Here is a 16475-nt window from a genome sequence, read left to right on the forward strand (position 1 = left end):
GGGCATGACGAACACCATCGCGATCATCGGCGGCGGCTTCACCGGTACGCTCGCCGCCATCAACCTGCTCCGCCACGGCGATGCCAAGCTGTTGCTGATCGAACGGCATGCCGCCGCCGGCGAGGGGCTGGCTTACGGCGCGGCGCACCCCGCCCATCTGCTCAACGTGCGCGCCGCCAACATGAGCGCCTTCCCCGACGATCCCGAGCATTTCCGCCGCTGGCTGGCCGCGCGCGACGTGTCGGCCGATCCCAACCCGTTCGTGCCGCGCCTGCGCTACGGCGATTACCTGCGCGATCTGCTGGGCGAAGCGCAGGCGGCGGCGGCGGGGCGGCTCGAGATCGTCCACGGCGATGCAGTCGATGTGGTACGCGCGGACGGCTGTACCCACGTCACGCTTGCCGACGGGCGCGTCGTCACCGTCGATACCGTCATGCTCGCGGTCGGCAACCTGCCGCCGCACTCGCCACCGGGCATGGGCGATCTGCCCGCGCATCGCTACGCACCCGATCCGTGGGCGAAGGGTGCGCTCGACGGGCTCGGCAAGGACGACACGGTGATGGCGCTCGGCACCGGGCTGACCATGGTCGACGTGGTGCTCGCCTTGCGCGCGCGCGGTTTCGCCGGGCGGATCGTGGCGATGTCGCGGCGCGGGCAGTTGCCGCACCCGCACGCCGCTGCCGGCGCGCCTGCCGATCCCTTGCGCGAACGCCCGCGCGAAACCGGCGCGGCGCTGCTCCGCCGGGTGCGGGCACGTGCGAACGAGATCGGCTGGCGCCCCGCCATCGACGAACTGCGCCGCTTCACGCAGGATATGTGGCGCGCCGCCAGCGATGCCGAACGCGCGCGCTTCCTACGCCATCTGCGGCCGTGGTGGGACATCCACCGCCACCGCATCGCCCCCTCGGTCGTCGACGCGCTGGCGGCGCTGCGCCGCGACAACACGCTGACGATCTGCGGCGGGCGTATCCTCGGCACCGAGGCGGAGGGTCATTGCCTCGCCGTGTCATGGCGCCCGCGTGGCGAGACGGACGCGCAAACGCTCCGCCCGGCCCGCATCATCAACTGCACCGGCCCGCAGGGCGATCTGCTCCGCGCCGACGAGCCGTTGCTGTGCGCGCTGGTCGCACGCGGCACAATTCGCCCCGACACGCTGCGCATCGGCATCGACGTCGATGCGCAGAGCCGCACGGTCGCCACCGACGGCACCGGCAACGACTGGCTCTATGCGCTTGGGCCCATGACGCGCGGGGAATTTTGGGAGATCGTCGCGGTGCCCGACATCCGCGTGCAGAGCTGGTCGGTCGCGCGCCGCCTGGCCAACGCGCAATGGGTCGGCTGGGAGGGGCTGTAACCGAGCGGCGCGGACTGTGCCCGTCCGACGAAATCCGATTACCGCCAGCCGAGTGCCGGTGCGACGTGCGTCAGAATGGCATCCAGCACATGCGCGTTGTACTCGACGCCAAGCTGGTTGGGCACGGTCAGCAGCACCGTATCCGCCTCCGCAATGCCCTCGTCCTCGCGTAGCTGCTTCACCAGCACGTCCGGCTCGGCGGCATAGGAACGGCCGAACACCGCGCGCATCGAGTCGATGATACCGATCTGGTCGCTGCTCTCGCCCCGCCCGAAATAGGCGCGGTCGCGATCGTTCATCAGCGCGAAGATCGAGCGCGAGACGGAAACGCGCGGTTGCCAATCATGCCCGGCCGCCTTCCACGCCTCCCGGTAGAGCCGGATCTGCCGCGCCTGCTGGACGTGGAACGGTTCCCCGCTCTCATCCGCCTTCAGGGTGGAGCTTTGCAGGTTCATACCCTTCTGCGCTGCCCACACGGCGGTGGCGTTGGCGCCTGACCCCCACCAGATCCGCTTTCGCAACCCTTCCGAATGCGGCTCCAGCCGCAGCAGGCCGGGCGGATTGGGGAACATCGGGCGCGGATTGGGCCGGGCGAAACCCTTGCCGTCGAGCAGATCGAGGAACACCTCGCCGTGACGGCGGCCCATGTCCGCATCGCTCTCGCCCTCGGCCGGCGCATAGCCGAAATGCCGCCATCCTTCGATCACCTGCTCGGGCGAACCCCGGCTGAGGCCAAGCTGGAGCCGCCCGCCGCTGATGAGATCCGCCGAACCGGCATCCTCCACCATGTAGAACGGGTTTTCGTAACGCATGTCGATCACGCCGGTGCCGATCTCGATCCGGCTGGTCTTAGCGCCCACCGCCGCGAGCAGCGGAAACGGCGAGGCGAGTTGCTGCGCGAAATGGTGAACGCGGAAGTACGCGCCGTCGAGCCCCATCTCCTCCGCCGCAACGGCGAGGTCGATCGATTGCAGCAACACGTCCGAGGCCGAGCGCGTGGCGGAGTGGGGCGAGTCGGACCAGTGCCCGAACGACAGGAAACCAATGTTTTTCATAAGCAACGATGTGGTGCCGCCAGTCGGGGCTGTCGACCACGCGTTCGCGAAACGCTCCGTCGCCGCGCGTGCACCGATCGCCCGGCGACTAGCGCCCGGTCAGACGCAGCACGTTCATCAATCCCTCGACCGAATAGGGCTTCCGCAACAGGGTGAAGCCGTGGTCGCTCTCCTCGGCCAGAACGTGGCTGTAGCCGCTGGTCAACACCACTTCGAGATCGGGCCAGCGCGCGGCGATGGTCTGGGCGAGTTCCAGACCGTTGATCCCGGGCATGATGACGTCGGTGAAGACGAGGTCGAACTTGTCCGCTGCCGCTTCGAGCAGGTCGAGTGCGCTCTCGCCATTCGGCGCCCAGGTGACGATCTGGCCGAGTTCCTCCAGCAGCCCGCGTGCGAACTGGCCCACCGCCTCGTTATCCTCGACCAGCAGGACGCGCAGCGTGGTCAGGTCCTGCTCACGCATCTGGCGGGCGGGCGCGGCGGCGGCGATCTGATCCTCGCGAGCGACGGGCAGGTACAAGGTAAAGGCCGCACCCCGGCCCGGCTGGCTCTCCACGTCGATCTCGCCGCCGGACTGTTTGGCGAAACCGTGCACCTGACTGAGCCCGAGCCCAGTGCCTTTGTTGAGCGCCTTGGTGGTGAAGAACGGCTCGAAGATTTGCTTCAGCGTTTCCGGCGCGATGCCGCTGCCGGTGTCCGCCACCCGCACCGCCACGAACCGGCCGGTCGCTGCGCCGTGGCCACGTACCGCCGGCAGCGCGCCGACCAGCCGGCTCGTCACCGACAGCACACCGCCCGCCGGCATCGCATCGCGCGCGTTGATGACGAGGTTGAGCACCGCCGTCTCGAACTGGTTGAGGTCGGCGTTGACGACGCCCGCCTGCTCCGCGTCGATGGTGACGCGCACGGTCGAGCCGACGCTGGTTTCGAGCATGGGCAGCATCGCGACGATCCGCTGACCGACGTCGAAGACTTCGGGCTTGAGCGGCTGGCGCCGTGCAAAGGCAAGCAGTTGCGACGTGAGCGCGGCAGCGCGATCGGCCGTGTCGGAGATCGCGTTGAGATACATCTCGCGCTTACCCGGAGTGAGGCCCGGCATCTTGAGCAGGTCGGCGGAGGAGCGGATCACGGTCAGCAGATTGTTGAAATCGTGTGCGACCCCACCCGTCAGCCGGCCCACCGCTTCCATCTTCTGCGCCTGCGCCATCGCCTCGCGGGCGCGCTCGGTTTCCTGCTGCGCCTGCCAGCGTTCGGTCAGGTCGCGCGTCACCTTGGCGAAACCGACGAGTTCGCCGGATTCGGCGAAGATCGGGTCGATCAGCACGCCGGCGCGGAAGCGCGAGCCGTCCTTGCGCTGGCGCCACGCCTCGACCTCGTACTTGCCCATCTCGCGCGCGACCCGCAGCGCGCGTTCGGGTTCGCCGGCCTGCCGGTCCTCCTCGACGTAGAAGCGCGAGAAGTGCTGGCCGACGATCTCGTCGGCGGTGTACCCCTTGATCGCCTCCGCCCCGGGGTTCCAGTTGCTGACATGGCCGAGCGGATCGAGCATGTAGATCGCGTAATCGCGGACACTGTGGACGAGCAGCCGGAAGCGTTGCTCGCTCTCCAGCAGCGCGCGCTCGGCCGCGCGCTTGTCGGTGATGTCGCGGGTTACCTTGGCGAAGCCGATGAGGGTGCCATTCTCGTCCACCACCGGATCGATGACGACGCTGGTCCAGAATTGCGTGCCATCCTTGCGCACGCGCCATCCCTCGGCCTCGAACGTGCCGGTCGTCCGCGCGATCTCGAGCGCCCGCTGCGGCAGACCGCGCGCGCGGTCCTCATCGGTGTAAAATCGGGAGAAATGCTGACCGATGATCTCGTCGGCGCGATAGCCCTTGAAGCGGCCTGCTCCGGCGTTCCAGCTCGCGATATAGCCGTCACGATCGAGCAGGTAGATCGCGTAATCCTTGATCGCGTTGACGAGCAGTTCGAAACGGCGGTCGCCACCGAGGTGTTTCAACTGACGGTTCTGATCCACGGACACTTCAACCATTGCTACGCTGCGGGTGAGATACCGGACGCGGACAGGCATGCCAACCGGCAGATCCGTGTTCGCCATATCCTCCACAGCGGCGGCAACCGTACGCTCGCGAAAGTCGGTAGCGCGTGCCGCAGCGCCATCCTCGCGTCCCCATGGAACGCAAGCAGACCGATACGGTTGATGACATGAACGAGGAGAATGTCATGGACGAATCCCGAACGTCGGGCAGCAATGCGCGGCCCCTGGACGAGACGATTGCCGGCACCGGCCCGGGCATCGCCGACGATGCGCTTGCCCCCGGACAGGACATGCCCGAACCGCCAGGCGATGCCGAAACAGCGAAGATCGCCGACAAGCTTGGCGTGCCATCGCCGGACGTTTGAGCGTTCGCGTTTGAGGGGTGCTGATCGGCGGCGATAACGCGAAGGCTCTTACGGATAGAGGTCGACGACGTCGGCCTCCGGCAGCGCCGCTGCGACCAACAGCGAGCGGTGGCACCCGGAGGGGTCGCGCTCGAAGCACAATAGCGCGGTCGGCCGTTCTGTCGCCAGGGTGCGCAGCTGCGCCATTTGCGCCAGCGCCTCCGGCAGTTCGAGCTGCCCGGCATACACACTGGCAAGCCGCGCGTGATCGTGCTTGCGCGCGGCTTCTCGGCCCTCGGGCGGCGTGCCTAGCGCCTTTAGCCCGACATAGTCGATGCCGGCCTCACGCAGACCGGCCGCCAGCACATTCTTGGAGAAGCCCGGCCGCCGCGACAGCGGCACGGCGCGCACATCCGCCAGCAGCGTCACCCCCGCGGCGGTCAGCGCCGCGACGAGATCCGCCTGCGCCACACCCTCGTAGCCGATCGTGAAGATGCGCATGCTGTTCGTTCCGATCATGTCGCGTCCGACTACACGTCCGCCGCACGCTTGGGAACCGCGTGGCCCGTGACGCGCTGAACTTGGCTCATGTAGCGGAGGCCGATTTGACAGAACCCGTGGATTGTCTGGTGGTCGGCGGCGGCCCGGCGGGGCTTACCGCCGCGATTTATCTCGCGCGGTTTCACCTGCGGCTGCACGTTGTTGATGCCGGACAAAGCCGCGCGGCCTGGATTCCGCGCACGCGCAACCACGCCGGCTACCCCGGCGGCATCGCCGGCACCGACCTCCTCGCTCGGATGCGCGAACAGGCGGCGGAGTTCGGCGCGACGGTTTCGCCCGGCGTCATCGAGACGCTGCGGCGCGATGGAGAGCTGTTCGAGGCGCTGGTCGATGGCACTTGGATCCCCGCGCGGACGGTGCTGCTGGCGACCGGAGTCGTTAACAACCGCCCGCCGATCGCGCCCGATCTGCACGATCTCGCGCTGGCGCGCGGTTTGCTGCGCTATTGCCCGATCTGCGACGGCTACGAAGTCACCGACCAGCGCGTCGGCGTGATCGGCACACACGCCCACGGTGTCAGGGAGGCGGTGTTCATCCGCATGTACACGCGCGACGTGACGCTGATTTCGCCAGATGCAGATCATGCCCTGTCGGGCGATGAACGAGCGCGATTACAGGACCTCGGCATCGCGATCGTTGACGGCCCATGCGCCCCGCTGAGCATCGAGGGGGACGCGATGCTCGTCACCACACCGGGCGGCACTTTGCGCTTCGATTCGGTGTATCCGGCACTCGGTTCGGTCATCCGCTCCGAACTTGCCGTGAGCATCGGCGCGGATGCCGGCCCGGACGGCTGCCTCGTGGTGGACGACCATCAGCGCACCAGCATCGCGGGCCTCTACGCAGCGGGGGACGTCGCGCGCGGACTCGATCAGATCAGCCACGCGATGGGCGAAGCCGGCGTCGCGGCGACCACGATTCGCAACGATCTCGCCAAGGTGCGGCCGCTCGTCCGCTGACGTGCGATCACAACCCGACCTTGTCGAGCGCGGACGCCAGTTCCGGGTCGATCTCCACCGACGCATTGGGCGTGAGACGGTTGAGTGCCGTCTGCACGCGGGCCTGCGCGACTTGCAGTGTCTTGTGCCGAACCTCCCGCGTGGCGTTCGTACGCCAAGACCGGCTCTCGCCGAGCAACGCCGACCATTTCGCTTCTTCGGCCGCCAGGATCGCCAGCGCGAGGCGCAGACCATCACGCCGGCCATGGGCGTAATCGTCAGACATCGGGCACCTCCAGCAAGCGTTCGTGGCGACAAGGTCTAACGCCGCGGACGTATGGGCGCCAGAGGCGGGCGCATAGCCACCGACCTTGCGCTTCTGCGTGCAAATCAATGGTAATGCGGAACTCTGCCCGACGTCAGTCGCTATCATGAGAACGCGCACCCCAATGAAAGCAACATGCCATGCCAGAAACCGATATCGCGCAAGACCACGACGCTGACGCACCGCTGTCGCCCGAAAACGCGGGGCAATCGAGCACCGATCCGGCCGAGGGATCGGATGAGACGCCCGCTCCAACCAAGGACAGCCCGCAGGGTTGAAGTCATACGGGGAGGCGGTCTCTCTCCACGATGAGAAAGCTGGGCCAACGGCGGCTGAGGTATCGCCAGTCCCTTGCACCGGAACCATTCCGCACAGCTGTACGGATGACCGCTCCCGGACCGGCGGTTGAGCCACCGAATTGCAGGGGCGTTCGATCGTGTTATGCCACCCGGCGCGCGACTGTCTGATCGCACCATCGTTCTTGCAGCGTTCATCCGTTACGCGCTAAGCGCGCTGCGACGGACTATCTGGGCGAAACGATGACTTTGCGTGCGATCCTCGGCTGGGGCCTGCTGGCTGGACTGGCGCTGGGCATGGCCGGTTGCGCCACGACGCCGGTGGCGCCACCGCCACCGCCGATCGTCGTGAAGCTGCCGCCGCCACCGCCGCCGATGCCGATAGGCGGCTACCTCGGCATGAAGATCCCGCCCAAACTGGCGAACGGCACCTACGGCACGCCCAACATCAACAACACCGATGCGGCGGCCGTGTGGCACCTGCGCAATGCGCTGAATGTCGCCGCGCTGGGTTGCGACCGCGCGGGCGGCGGTGTCGTGCAGCCTTACAACACGTGGATCACGACGCACGCCGCCGTGCTCGACCATGTGTTGCAAACGTACCTGAAGGAATGGCAGGCTCCCGGCTGGGCGGACTGGCGGCGGGTGTACGACGACAACCAGACACGTATCTACAATTTCTACAGCCAACCGACGATGCGGTTGGAGTTTTGCGCGGTCGCGCGTTTAGAGATCGCTCAGGTCGGTCAGGTCACGGATGCCGATCTGCCGACCTTCGCCCGTGCGGCCCTGCTGCGATTGGACAAGCCGTTTGTCGCTTTCTATGCGGCATTCGATACCTGGCGCGATCACTATAAACCGGCGCAGGCAGTTGCCGGCACCGCCGATACGCCGGTCGCGGCGCCGGCACCAGCGCCGGTGGTGACGCTGGACGGGACTGGCGGGGGCACGCCGCCATCCGTTCCCACGCCTGACGCAGCTCCGGTAGCGGTTGCGACCCCTGCGCCTTCGGTGACGACGTCCGCTACGGCGCCGGTCGCGGGTGCCGAAACGCCGGTAGCCAAAGCCCCCTGACGCGGCGCGCCCTCGTCACGCAGGATGTTGGGCAGAGCAACGACAAGCAAGCGTCCGATGACTTTCTCGGCGAATCCGTAAGCGACCCTTTCTGAAGTTATCGCACCTAGTTGGGCGCACCGGATGGTTGACCAAGCCGGTACTGCCCCGCCTCCTGAATGACGGGAGGCGGGCGCGGCACCGACGGGAGCGTTTCCGCTCCGTCCAGCCCACGGCCGCTCACACCGGACGCAGCGATCTTCGGTCCTGAAGCGACGGCGACGTCGATCCGATCCAGCACGACATCGCGCATGTTGGCGAGGGTGATGCCACGACCAGACATGCCGGCAAAGTCGCGCATCACGAAGCGGTTCAGCGGTTTGTCGGGATGGATATCGACCGCTTCGACCAGCAGGGGAACATGCTTTACCCGCACACGCTCGAAAACAAGGTTTCGCACCGTCGGGATACCTGCCGGTCCTGCGACCGGGAACGGATCCTGTTTTCCGCTGTCGAGCAAGTTCAGGCGCAGGAAGCCGCCGCCGGCGCCGGCGACATCAAGGTCGCGCATCGTTATGTCTTCGATGAACGCGCCGCGACCCGGTCGGCTTTTGATATATATGCTGAAGGTATACGCGGAGGCGAAGGTACACCGCTCGACCAGAACGCGGCGGATACCGCCGGAGGTCTCGCTGCCGATGCCGATGCAGGCCCAGCGGCGGTCGCGGAACGTACAACCGGTGATCGTCACGTCCTCGGTCGGCCTGGCGAGCATCGCACCTTCCATACCCCGACCGGATTTGAGCGAAATGCAATCATCGGCTGTGTCGAAATCGCATCCGCGCACCTCCACGCGCTGGCAGGAATCCAGATCGATCCCGTCGGCGCCGCCTTTGATCGTCAGCCCGCTGAAGGTCGCATCGGTGCAATAGACCGGGTGAATCGACCACATGTCGTTCTGTTCGGTGACGAGATCCCGCACCTCCAGTCCATGCACGGCAACGAACTCCAGCAGTGCCGGGTTGCGCAGGCCTGATGGTGCCATGCGCCCCGAAATCGCGCGCGATCCGACGATCCGGCCACCGCCGCTGAGCACGATGCCGCGCGCGTCTTGCGCCCACACCAGGCCGACATGACCCGGTACCCATCTTCCCTCCCATCGTACCTGTACGATCGGGTAATCGGCGACGTCGGCCGACCCCCTGCAACGTCGCGTCTGCTTCGATCCGCAGTTCCGTATTTGAGCCAACCCGCACCGCGCCGGTCAGAAACGTGCCCCCCGCCAGAGCCACCACGCCGCCGCCGAACACCGCGCACCGGTCGAGCGCCTGCTGGATTGCCGCCGTATCCTTGGTGATGCCATCGCCGGTCGCGCCAAACGCCCGTGGATCCAGCCGCACACCCGTGAGCGGGTTGCGCCGACGCTGCGGCAACGCAGGCACGGCCCGGCCGACGTGTCGCGCACCGACCGCTGCGGGCATGACCACAGCGGCGAGCGCCGTCATTCCGCCGATGGAAAGAAGCGAACGGCGTTCTATCGTCATAACGACCCCATAGCTTTCACGCAGATGCGGCGGACGCTCAGGTCACAGACGCAGGTTACCTCAGGGGAACTGCCGCGCCTGCGGTGACAGGACAAGACGGAGGAGCAGCTGGCGCCGCCCCTCCAGTGGGGGAGATCAGCTCAGAACTTCACGCCTACGCCGAAGTAAATCTGGCGGCCGGTATGCGTGTTGATGAACGGGCTGTTGCGGTCGGACCCCTGGTACTGGTCGACCGCTGCGTCGGTCAGGTTGAGCCCCTGCACGGTGATCTTGACGATGCTGTTGAGCTGATACGACAGGTTGGCGTCGATCGTGGTGATCTTGCTTTGCCCGTTCACATCGTTGCCGGTATTGCCGCCGGGCACGCTGACGAGGAAGCCGCCGCGATACGCGATCGAGCCGCGGATCGAGAACCGGCCGTCGTCGAAATAGGCGGTGGCATTGGCGGCGTTCTTGGACAGACCGACCAATGCGGCGGTGGTGGTGAGGATCGGCACGCCGCCCGCGCTCGTCAGGATGTAATTGATCTTCGAAGTGACGTGCGTGTAGTTCGCGAGCACACCGAAATGGTTGAGCCAATCCGGCAGGAAGTTGAACGGCAACGCGGTCTGCGCGTTGATTTCAAATCCTTTGAGCGGACCGCCCGGCGTATTGAACGGCCGGCGTGAGGTGAAGATGTCGCTGGTCACCGTGGTGGAATTGGCGAGCAGCGCAGGATCTAGGCCAAGCTGATCGAACGGCAGATCCTGCTGGAGCGTCTGGATGTAGGTGCTGATCTTCTTGTAGAAGAACGCACCCGACAGCAACGCGTCGCGGGTGGGATACCATTCGACCGCGAGATCGAGCGTCTTGGCCTTGATCGGATCGAGATCGGGATTGCCGACCGATACGCTGCGTGCGCCGGTCACGGTAATCGATCCGCCGGGCGTCAGATTGCCAAGGTCGGGCCGTGCGATCACTTGCGACGCGCCCAGGCGGAAGATCAGCTTGCTGGTCGGCGAGTAAGCTAGGTTCAGCGAGGGTAGCCAATTGTCGTAGCTGCGCTTCGCCGTCACCAGCACCGGCGCCGAACCGACAAGCTGATAGCCGTTCGAGGATTGATCGGTCACGACATAGCGCACGCCGACATCACCGCGCAGCGGGAAGCCGAACAGCGTATCGCCGTCGAACTCGACCTGCCCGTAGCCGGACTTATCGTCCTCCGTTACGCCGCGGATGTTGCCGCGCGCGCTGCTGTTCGTGACGCCGGTCTGCGTGAAAGTGCCGGTGTTCGAGAAGATGTCGAACACCTTGACGAACTTGCCGACATCAGGCGTGACCCAGGAGGTCGGCGTCGGCGAGGGCACCTTGAAGCCTTCGCCGAAGCCGGTCAGGACGCGCGTCAGATCGGCGACGGTCGTGCCCGCCGGCAGCGCCGGCACGAGCAGCGAATTGGCGGCGCGCGAGGTGGCGAAGGATTTGAATTCGAAACGCTTGTACGATGCGCCAAGCTTCAGGTTGAGCCCCTCGACGAGCTTCATATTGCTTTGAAACTGCGCGTTCTTGAAGGTGTTGACCGAACTGCTGGTGCTGAGGCGGATTTCGGACGTGTTGTTGATGAAGCCGAAGTTGCTCGGGTTGGTGACGTCGAAGCCGTAGTTGAGGATCGGATGGCGGCTGTCCTGCCGATAGTCCCAGCTGTAATTCTGGCTGTTTGGACGGTCGATCGTCAACGTCGTGTCGATCGGCACCTCAAGGTCGGATTTGGAATATCCGATCGCACCCGTCACCGTCCACCAGCTCGTCAGATCCTGCTTGCCGTTCAGCGTATATTGTTGAAACTTAGTGGTAAAATCGGTGTAACGCGTTTCCGAACGGATGTCGACATTGTCGAACACGCCATACACGAGGTCACCCGCGCCGTTCACCTCCGCCTGGCGCACCGCCGTCTGCGGCTTGCCGTTATTCGACAGCGCGCGGCTGAACGAGAATGCTTCGATGAAGTTCTCCTCCCGCGTCGCGTGATAGTTCGAGTAGAGCGCGTCAAAGGTGAGCAAGGTGTGGCTGCTCGGTTGCCACTGGATCGAACCGGTCAGGCCCAGCCGCTTCTGATCGTGCGTCAGCCGGCCATAGCGTGGCAGCCGTGGCGCATGGACGTTCGCACCGCCGCCGGCGTTAACGGTGTTATAGGCCGCGACGTTCTCCGGCGTATTGGCCGGGCGGGCGACGCCGGTCGAACAGGAGGTCGCGGTCGTGCCGGTCGACGCCGACAGCGGCGGGTTGGTCGGCGCGTAGCCGACCGGTGCGCAATAGCCACCATTGGTGCCGGTGGTATCGAAGCCGACCGAGCCCGCGCCGTCTTCATATTTACGGCTGCGCGAGTAGGCGGCGGACGCAAGGATGCCGACGGTACCGTTGAACAATTTGGTGGTGAACAGGCCGGCGAGCCGGGGGTCAACCGCCTTGCGCAGATCGTTGTAGTTGCCCTGCACCGATGCCGCGAACGTCGTCTTCTTGTAATCGAGCGGGTGCGCGGTTTGAAGATCGACGGTCGCGCCCAGCGAGCCTTCGTCGACCTCCGCCGACTGCGTCTTGCGCACCGTGATCGAGCTGAACAGTTCCGATGCAAACACGTTGAAGTCGAAGCCGCGACCACGGTTCGCACCACCCGAACTGTCCGTGGAGGTCGTGGTGCTCAGCGCCTCCATCCCGTTGATGCGGATACGCGTGAACTGCGCACCCAGACCGCGCACGGTGATGCTGCGGCCTTCGCCGGCATCGCGCGCGATCGACACGCCGGGAACGCGCTGGATCGATTCCGCAAGGTTGTTGTCCGGGAATTTGGCGATGTCCTCCGCCTTGATGACGTCGATCGCGCCGATCGCCTCGCGCTTGGCGTTGATGGCCGAGGCAAGGCTGGCACGGAAACCGGTGACGATGATGTCTTCGGGGTTCGCCACCGGATCGCCCTTCTGCGACGTTGCCGTCTGGCTGTCGTTCTCGACCGAGGCTGGTTGGGGTGCCGACGGTGTGGTCCCGGGCCCCGGCGGTGCCGTTTGCGCGGACGCGGCACCTGCCGCCAACGCGATGACCGACGAACAAAGCGCAAGCTTGGTGATCTGTGCTTTCATGGGTTCCCCTCTCGTTTTTATCCGGCGGGCCTGTTCGGCTTCTGCCCGGATCGTTCAATGATCTTCATGGTATCTTGCGGCGGCAAGATTTCAGGTCGGTTCGTCACTGCCGTTGGGCGTGGCTGCTACCAGTCTGCACGACAGCCGAACGGTGCCGCCGAACGTGACGGTCGCCTTGGCGCCCACCGCCGCCTCGTGAACGCCGGTGACCGCTCCGGTCGAGATGAGCATCCCGGCGCTCAGCGGCAGGCTGCGTTCGGCTGCGGTTTCCAGCAGGAAGCGGACCGCGCCGATCGGGCCGTCCATCATCGCCGCCGCCGTTCCCGCGCCGACCTCTTCGTCGTTCAGGCTGACCGATACCGGTGCCGTTTCATACCCTGATGCCCGCCAGTCGTGGATTTCCGGGCCCAACACCAGACCGGCATTGTTGCCGAAATCGGATATCGTCACGGCGGAACCGTCCGTGTTGATGCTCGCCAGCGGCGAACTGGCGATCTCGATCCCGTAGTATAGGTGCGTGACCAGCGCGGCAGCTTCCGCGTGCGTGAAGCTTGTCTTGCCGGCTGGCACGCTGCCGATTTCTGCGACATATTCAGCCTCGACCGCTGCGAAGCCGCCACAGAATACCGGCATGTCCACGGTTGCATCACCGATCGCGACCACCACCTGTCGCTTGAAGATCGGCCCGGCCAGCCGCACCGCACCCAGCGCGGGAACCTGATCGGGCGGGATCCTGCCGACCTTCCATCCGGTTATGTGATCGGGCCAGTTCGCTATGGCGTGCGCCTGAATGGCGTAAGCGGTGTCAAGATCGGTGGGACGTACCCCCGGATAGTTCGAGATCGCACGGGCCTCCTGGCGCGCGGTGACGAAGGCTTGCGCTATTGCCTGCTCGCTGCTCAACAAAGTGAACGCCCCTCCTTTCCGAGTTATCCGTCGAGACGAAATCGGAACGAGCATGCAGGTGCCCCGTCCGGGCCATGCCGAACGCCGCCTTTCCTAAATACCCTCTCCCGAACGACCGCAGATCGCTTCGCTCTTTTCTAACGACCCTGTTACTTTCACGTTTTGGCACCGGTGTCATCAGATTTTTTCACGTCCATATTCATCACGTCACTTTGGCTCAGCAGCCAACATGCGGTGCTGAAGCGACGCCGGGTGCGCTGCCAAATCGGCGTTGAAGCCGCACGGCTTTCACCTTTCGGGTCGCAGCCGTTGCGATCTTCTGGCAGGCGCTGCCGGAGTCCATCATCCAGTCGGAAAATTGCATGAAAAAGGTTCTCGGCGGCCTCGCCAGTGTGGCCGCCCTGGCAAGCTGCACGCCTCTCACACAAAGGGAAACGACAGCCGATTACGTCATCTCTCGCAGCAGGCATGTCACCATCAAATCCGACGTGACGCGCAGCGGCGGGTTGATGATTGCAATACGGCATGGCTCGTCGCTGCTCATCGCACCTTCGCCAGTGAGCCTGGAGTTGGCCCGGCAACCTTTCGGCGCTTTGACCTTGCTCAGCCGGTTGCGCATCTCCGCCGGGGCGAGCGACTGTGCGCAGGGGATCCTGACCGCGCGCGAACGCAGCGGTTTGCAGCGGGAGATCCGGCTGGAGACGCGCGCCTGCGATGATGGCGCCGCGTTCAGGCTTGTCATTCCGCCACAGCGCACGATCCCGCTGATCAAGCTCGCCTCTGAGCAAACCCGTTTCGTCGTGCCACGCAACGATCAATGCCTTGGCGTCCGGCATAAGAAATACTTCAACAGCCATGAGGGTGATGAGGTTGTCGTACACGCTCGGGATATTGCGCCAGGCGAACTCTACGACCTTCCGCTCACCTGCGTCACCGGCCGCGGCGGAGAGACTTATGCCCTCACCGAAAGCAACATCGAGAATTACTCGGCTGCATATCTGACCGGCATCAGGGATCGCAGCGCGATTGCCGTTCTTCTCACGCCGCGTCCCGACAACGATGCCGTGTCTGTGAAGATCGCGATGCCGCGCCATGGGTTCGCCACGCCGTGGCGCGTGGTGATGATCGCGGATCGGCCGGAACAGATGATTGCCAACCGGCTCGTAGACAGGCTGGCTGCACCGTCCCGCATTGGTGATACAGGATGGGTAAAGCCGGGCAAGGCAGCCTGGGGCTGGTGGTCGGGACTGCTCGCGCCAGACGTGCCCAACGCCGGTCACAACATGCCGACGTATCGGCGCTATATCAATTTCGCCGCGCGCATGCATCTGCCATATTATCTGATAGACGAAGGCTGGGCGGCCAAGTCAGACCCGAACACGCCCGCCGACGTGACCGCGTCGGCCGCAGGGATCGATATACCGGAGCTTGTGCGGTACGCCGCCCAGCGGCACGTTCGCCTGATACTGTGGGCCGACTGGAATTCCGTGAAGGATCGGGTGGAGCCTGTGCTCACCCAGTGGCAGCGCTGGGGCATCGCCGGCATGAAGGCGGACTTCATCTACCGGCAGGACCAGGACGTCGTCGCCTTTTACCATCGCTTGCTCGCAAGCGCCGCGCGGCATCACCTCCTGGTCGATCTGCACGCCGCGTTCGTGCCGCGTGGTCTGGACCGGACGTATCCCAATTACATCACGCAAGAAGGCGTGATGGGCAACGAATACAACCGCTGGAGCCGTGATGTTACGGCCGGCTACAACGTGCGCACCGCGTATTCGCGCGCCACGATCGGCCCAATGGATTATACCCCCGGTGGATTTCGCAACGTAACACCGGCAGAATTCCGATACCGCGCGCCGGCGCCTGAAGTCATGACCACCCGCGCGCATCAACTCGCCTTGTTTGTGGTCTTTCCCAGCCCGCTGATGGTGCTGGCCGATGCGCCCGTCGCCTACCACACCTCGAATGGCAATTGGGCGCCGGGCGTTGATTTTCTGCAAGAGGTGCCGACCGTTTGGGACGAGACGCGCGGTATCGCTGGCGCGTTCGGCGAATGGATCGCGGTTGCGAGACGCCACGGCAAAAACTGGTACGTGGGCATGATCACGAATGAACATGGCCGCACGGTTTCGTTGCCACTGACGTTTCTTGGCACAGGCAAGTGGCGCGTGCAGGCTTGGGTCGACGGGAAGGCTCCTGTCGCGATCGACCGACGTACGGGCATCCTCTCTGCCAATGGCAACCTCATCGTGCCGCTGGCGCCGAGTGGCGGTGCGGTCCTGACGTTGGTTCGCGATCGCTGAAGCGAGATTACCGGATGCGGCGGACTGCTTCGTGCAAACGCGCTGCTCCGGCGTTTTCGCCGCGGTACGGATCGGCAACGCTTCCTTGAACTATCGACGTTCAGCCTCTTGGCGAGCGGTCAAGAAAACGGGGCCGAAAGAGAATCTTCCGGCCCCGTCCAACCGCCTTAAACGATTGCTCGTCTCGGTCGGCTTGGGATTTGATTGGCTAGATACCACTCGAGCAGCAAGCGCTGTTCCGTGAGTTGAGCGTTTCCAAGGGTCAGTGGATGCTCTGCGTCCACGTGTACCCGGCTGCCGCCCGAAGTGGCCGCCACGCTGATATCAGAGCTTGTCCTTAAGCCCCTTGGCGGGCGTGAATGCCACCTTTTTCGATGCCGCGATGGTGATCGCCTCACCGTTTGACGGATTGCGGCCCTGACGCTCCGGACGATCCTTCACGGCAAACTTGCCGAACCCCGGGATGGAGACTTCCTCTCCTTTCGCTGCGGCATTCGCGATCTGGTCGAATACGGCCGTGATCGCCTTTTTCGCGTCAGCGTCGGTCGAGCCAGTCGCCTCTGCGACGCCTTTGGTCAGATCGGCGATGTTCATGATCTTCGTACTCCCTTTGGAAAAACTGGCGGGACTTTACCCATAGCCGGT

The 16475-nt window shown here is 65.0% G+C and carries 14 protein-coding genes; 6 read left to right on the forward strand and 8 right to left on the reverse strand.

The features are described 5' to 3' along the window. Positions 1–4: 4 nt before the first annotated feature. A complete protein-coding gene (locus tag L8F97_RS08080) occupies positions 5–1354 on the forward strand; it encodes an FAD/NAD(P)-binding protein (protein WP_242148361.1) in 1350 nt (449 codons plus the stop codon). Positions 1355–1392: 38 nt separating this feature from the next. Here L8F97_RS08080 and L8F97_RS08085 read toward each other — a convergent pair whose 3' ends face one another. Both L8F97_RS08085 and L8F97_RS08090 read right to left on the reverse strand, forming a co-directional pair. Beyond that, positions 1393–2409 (reverse strand): LLM class flavin-dependent oxidoreductase, encoded by a 1017-nt coding sequence (locus tag L8F97_RS08085; protein ID WP_242148363.1) that lies wholly within the window; start codon positions 2407–2409, stop codon positions 1393–1395. Between the two features lie 88 nt (positions 2410–2497). After that, complete coding sequence (locus tag L8F97_RS08090) at positions 2498–4510, reverse strand: PAS domain-containing sensor histidine kinase (protein WP_242148365.1); 2013 nt, start codon at positions 4508–4510, stop codon at positions 2498–2500. 74 nt (positions 4511–4584) lie between these two features. Here L8F97_RS08090 and L8F97_RS08095 point away from each other — a divergent pair, with 74 nt between their 5' ends. After that, positions 4585–4815: a hypothetical protein gene (locus L8F97_RS08095; RefSeq protein WP_242148367.1), complete on the forward strand. Its 231-nt coding sequence runs from the start codon at positions 4585–4587 to the stop codon at positions 4813–4815. 48 nt (positions 4816–4863) lie between these two features. On the opposite strand, the gene L8F97_RS08100 is transcribed toward L8F97_RS08095, so the two are convergent. Then, positions 4864–5295 carry a DUF488 family protein gene (locus tag L8F97_RS08100; protein WP_242149057.1) on the reverse strand — a complete coding sequence of 144 codons (432 nt, stop codon included), beginning with the start codon at positions 5293–5295 and terminating at the stop codon, positions 4864–4866. Positions 5296–5399: 104 nt separating this feature from the next. On the opposite strand from L8F97_RS08100, the gene L8F97_RS08105 reads away from it, so the two are divergent. Continuing rightward, the gene (locus L8F97_RS08105; protein WP_242148369.1) at positions 5400–6314 is read left to right on the forward strand and encodes an NAD(P)/FAD-dependent oxidoreductase; all 915 of its coding nucleotides are present in this window, start codon (positions 5400–5402) and stop codon (positions 6312–6314) included. 7 nt (positions 6315–6321) lie between these two features. Here L8F97_RS08105 and L8F97_RS08110 read toward each other — a convergent pair whose 3' ends face one another. Next, positions 6322–6579 (reverse strand): hypothetical protein, encoded by a 258-nt coding sequence (locus tag L8F97_RS08110; RefSeq protein WP_242148371.1) that lies wholly within the window; start codon positions 6577–6579, stop codon positions 6322–6324. A 179-nt stretch (positions 6580–6758) separates the two neighbouring features. On the opposite strand from L8F97_RS08110, the gene L8F97_RS08115 reads away from it, so the two are divergent. After that, the gene (locus L8F97_RS08115) at positions 6759–6896 is read left to right on the forward strand and encodes a hypothetical protein (RefSeq protein ID WP_242148373.1); all 138 of its coding nucleotides are present in this window, start codon (positions 6759–6761) and stop codon (positions 6894–6896) included. 261 nt (positions 6897–7157) lie between these two features. Further along, on the forward strand, positions 7158–7988 hold the full coding sequence (locus L8F97_RS08120; protein WP_242148375.1) for a hypothetical protein: 831 nt from the start codon (positions 7158–7160) through the stop codon (positions 7986–7988). A gap of 106 nt (positions 7989–8094) precedes the next feature. Here L8F97_RS08120 and L8F97_RS08125 read toward each other — a convergent pair whose 3' ends face one another. The 3 genes from L8F97_RS08125 to L8F97_RS08135 form a co-directional block, all read right to left on the reverse strand. Beyond that, positions 8095–9090 carry a glycoside hydrolase family 28 protein gene (locus L8F97_RS08125; RefSeq protein WP_242148377.1) on the reverse strand — a complete coding sequence of 332 codons (996 nt, stop codon included), beginning with the start codon at positions 9088–9090 and terminating at the stop codon, positions 8095–8097. 561 nt (positions 9091–9651) lie between these two features. Next, the gene (locus L8F97_RS08130) at positions 9652–12621 is read right to left on the reverse strand and encodes a TonB-dependent receptor (RefSeq protein WP_242148379.1); all 2970 of its coding nucleotides are present in this window, start codon (positions 12619–12621) and stop codon (positions 9652–9654) included. 90 nt (positions 12622–12711) lie between these two features. Further along, positions 12712–13524: a 2-keto-4-pentenoate hydratase gene (locus tag L8F97_RS08135; RefSeq protein WP_242148381.1), complete on the reverse strand. Its 813-nt coding sequence runs from the start codon at positions 13522–13524 to the stop codon at positions 12712–12714. Between the two features lie 365 nt (positions 13525–13889). Between L8F97_RS08135 and L8F97_RS08140 the strand changes: the two genes are divergently transcribed. Beyond that, positions 13890–15830, forward strand: coding sequence for a glycoside hydrolase family 97 protein (locus L8F97_RS08140; protein ID WP_242148383.1), 1941 nt, complete (start codon positions 13890–13892; stop codon positions 15828–15830). A 324-nt stretch (positions 15831–16154) separates the two neighbouring features. Here L8F97_RS08140 and L8F97_RS08145 read toward each other — a convergent pair whose 3' ends face one another. Further along, on the reverse strand, positions 16155–16424 hold the full coding sequence (locus tag L8F97_RS08145; protein ID WP_242148385.1) for an HU family DNA-binding protein: 270 nt from the start codon (positions 16422–16424) through the stop codon (positions 16155–16157). Positions 16425–16475: the final 51 nt, after the last annotated feature.

Origin of the sequence: Sphingomonas sp. BAUL-RG-20F-R05-02, from assembly GCF_022662305.1 — a bacterium.
GTDB lineage: Bacteria > Pseudomonadota > Alphaproteobacteria > Sphingomonadales > Sphingomonadaceae > Sphingomonas.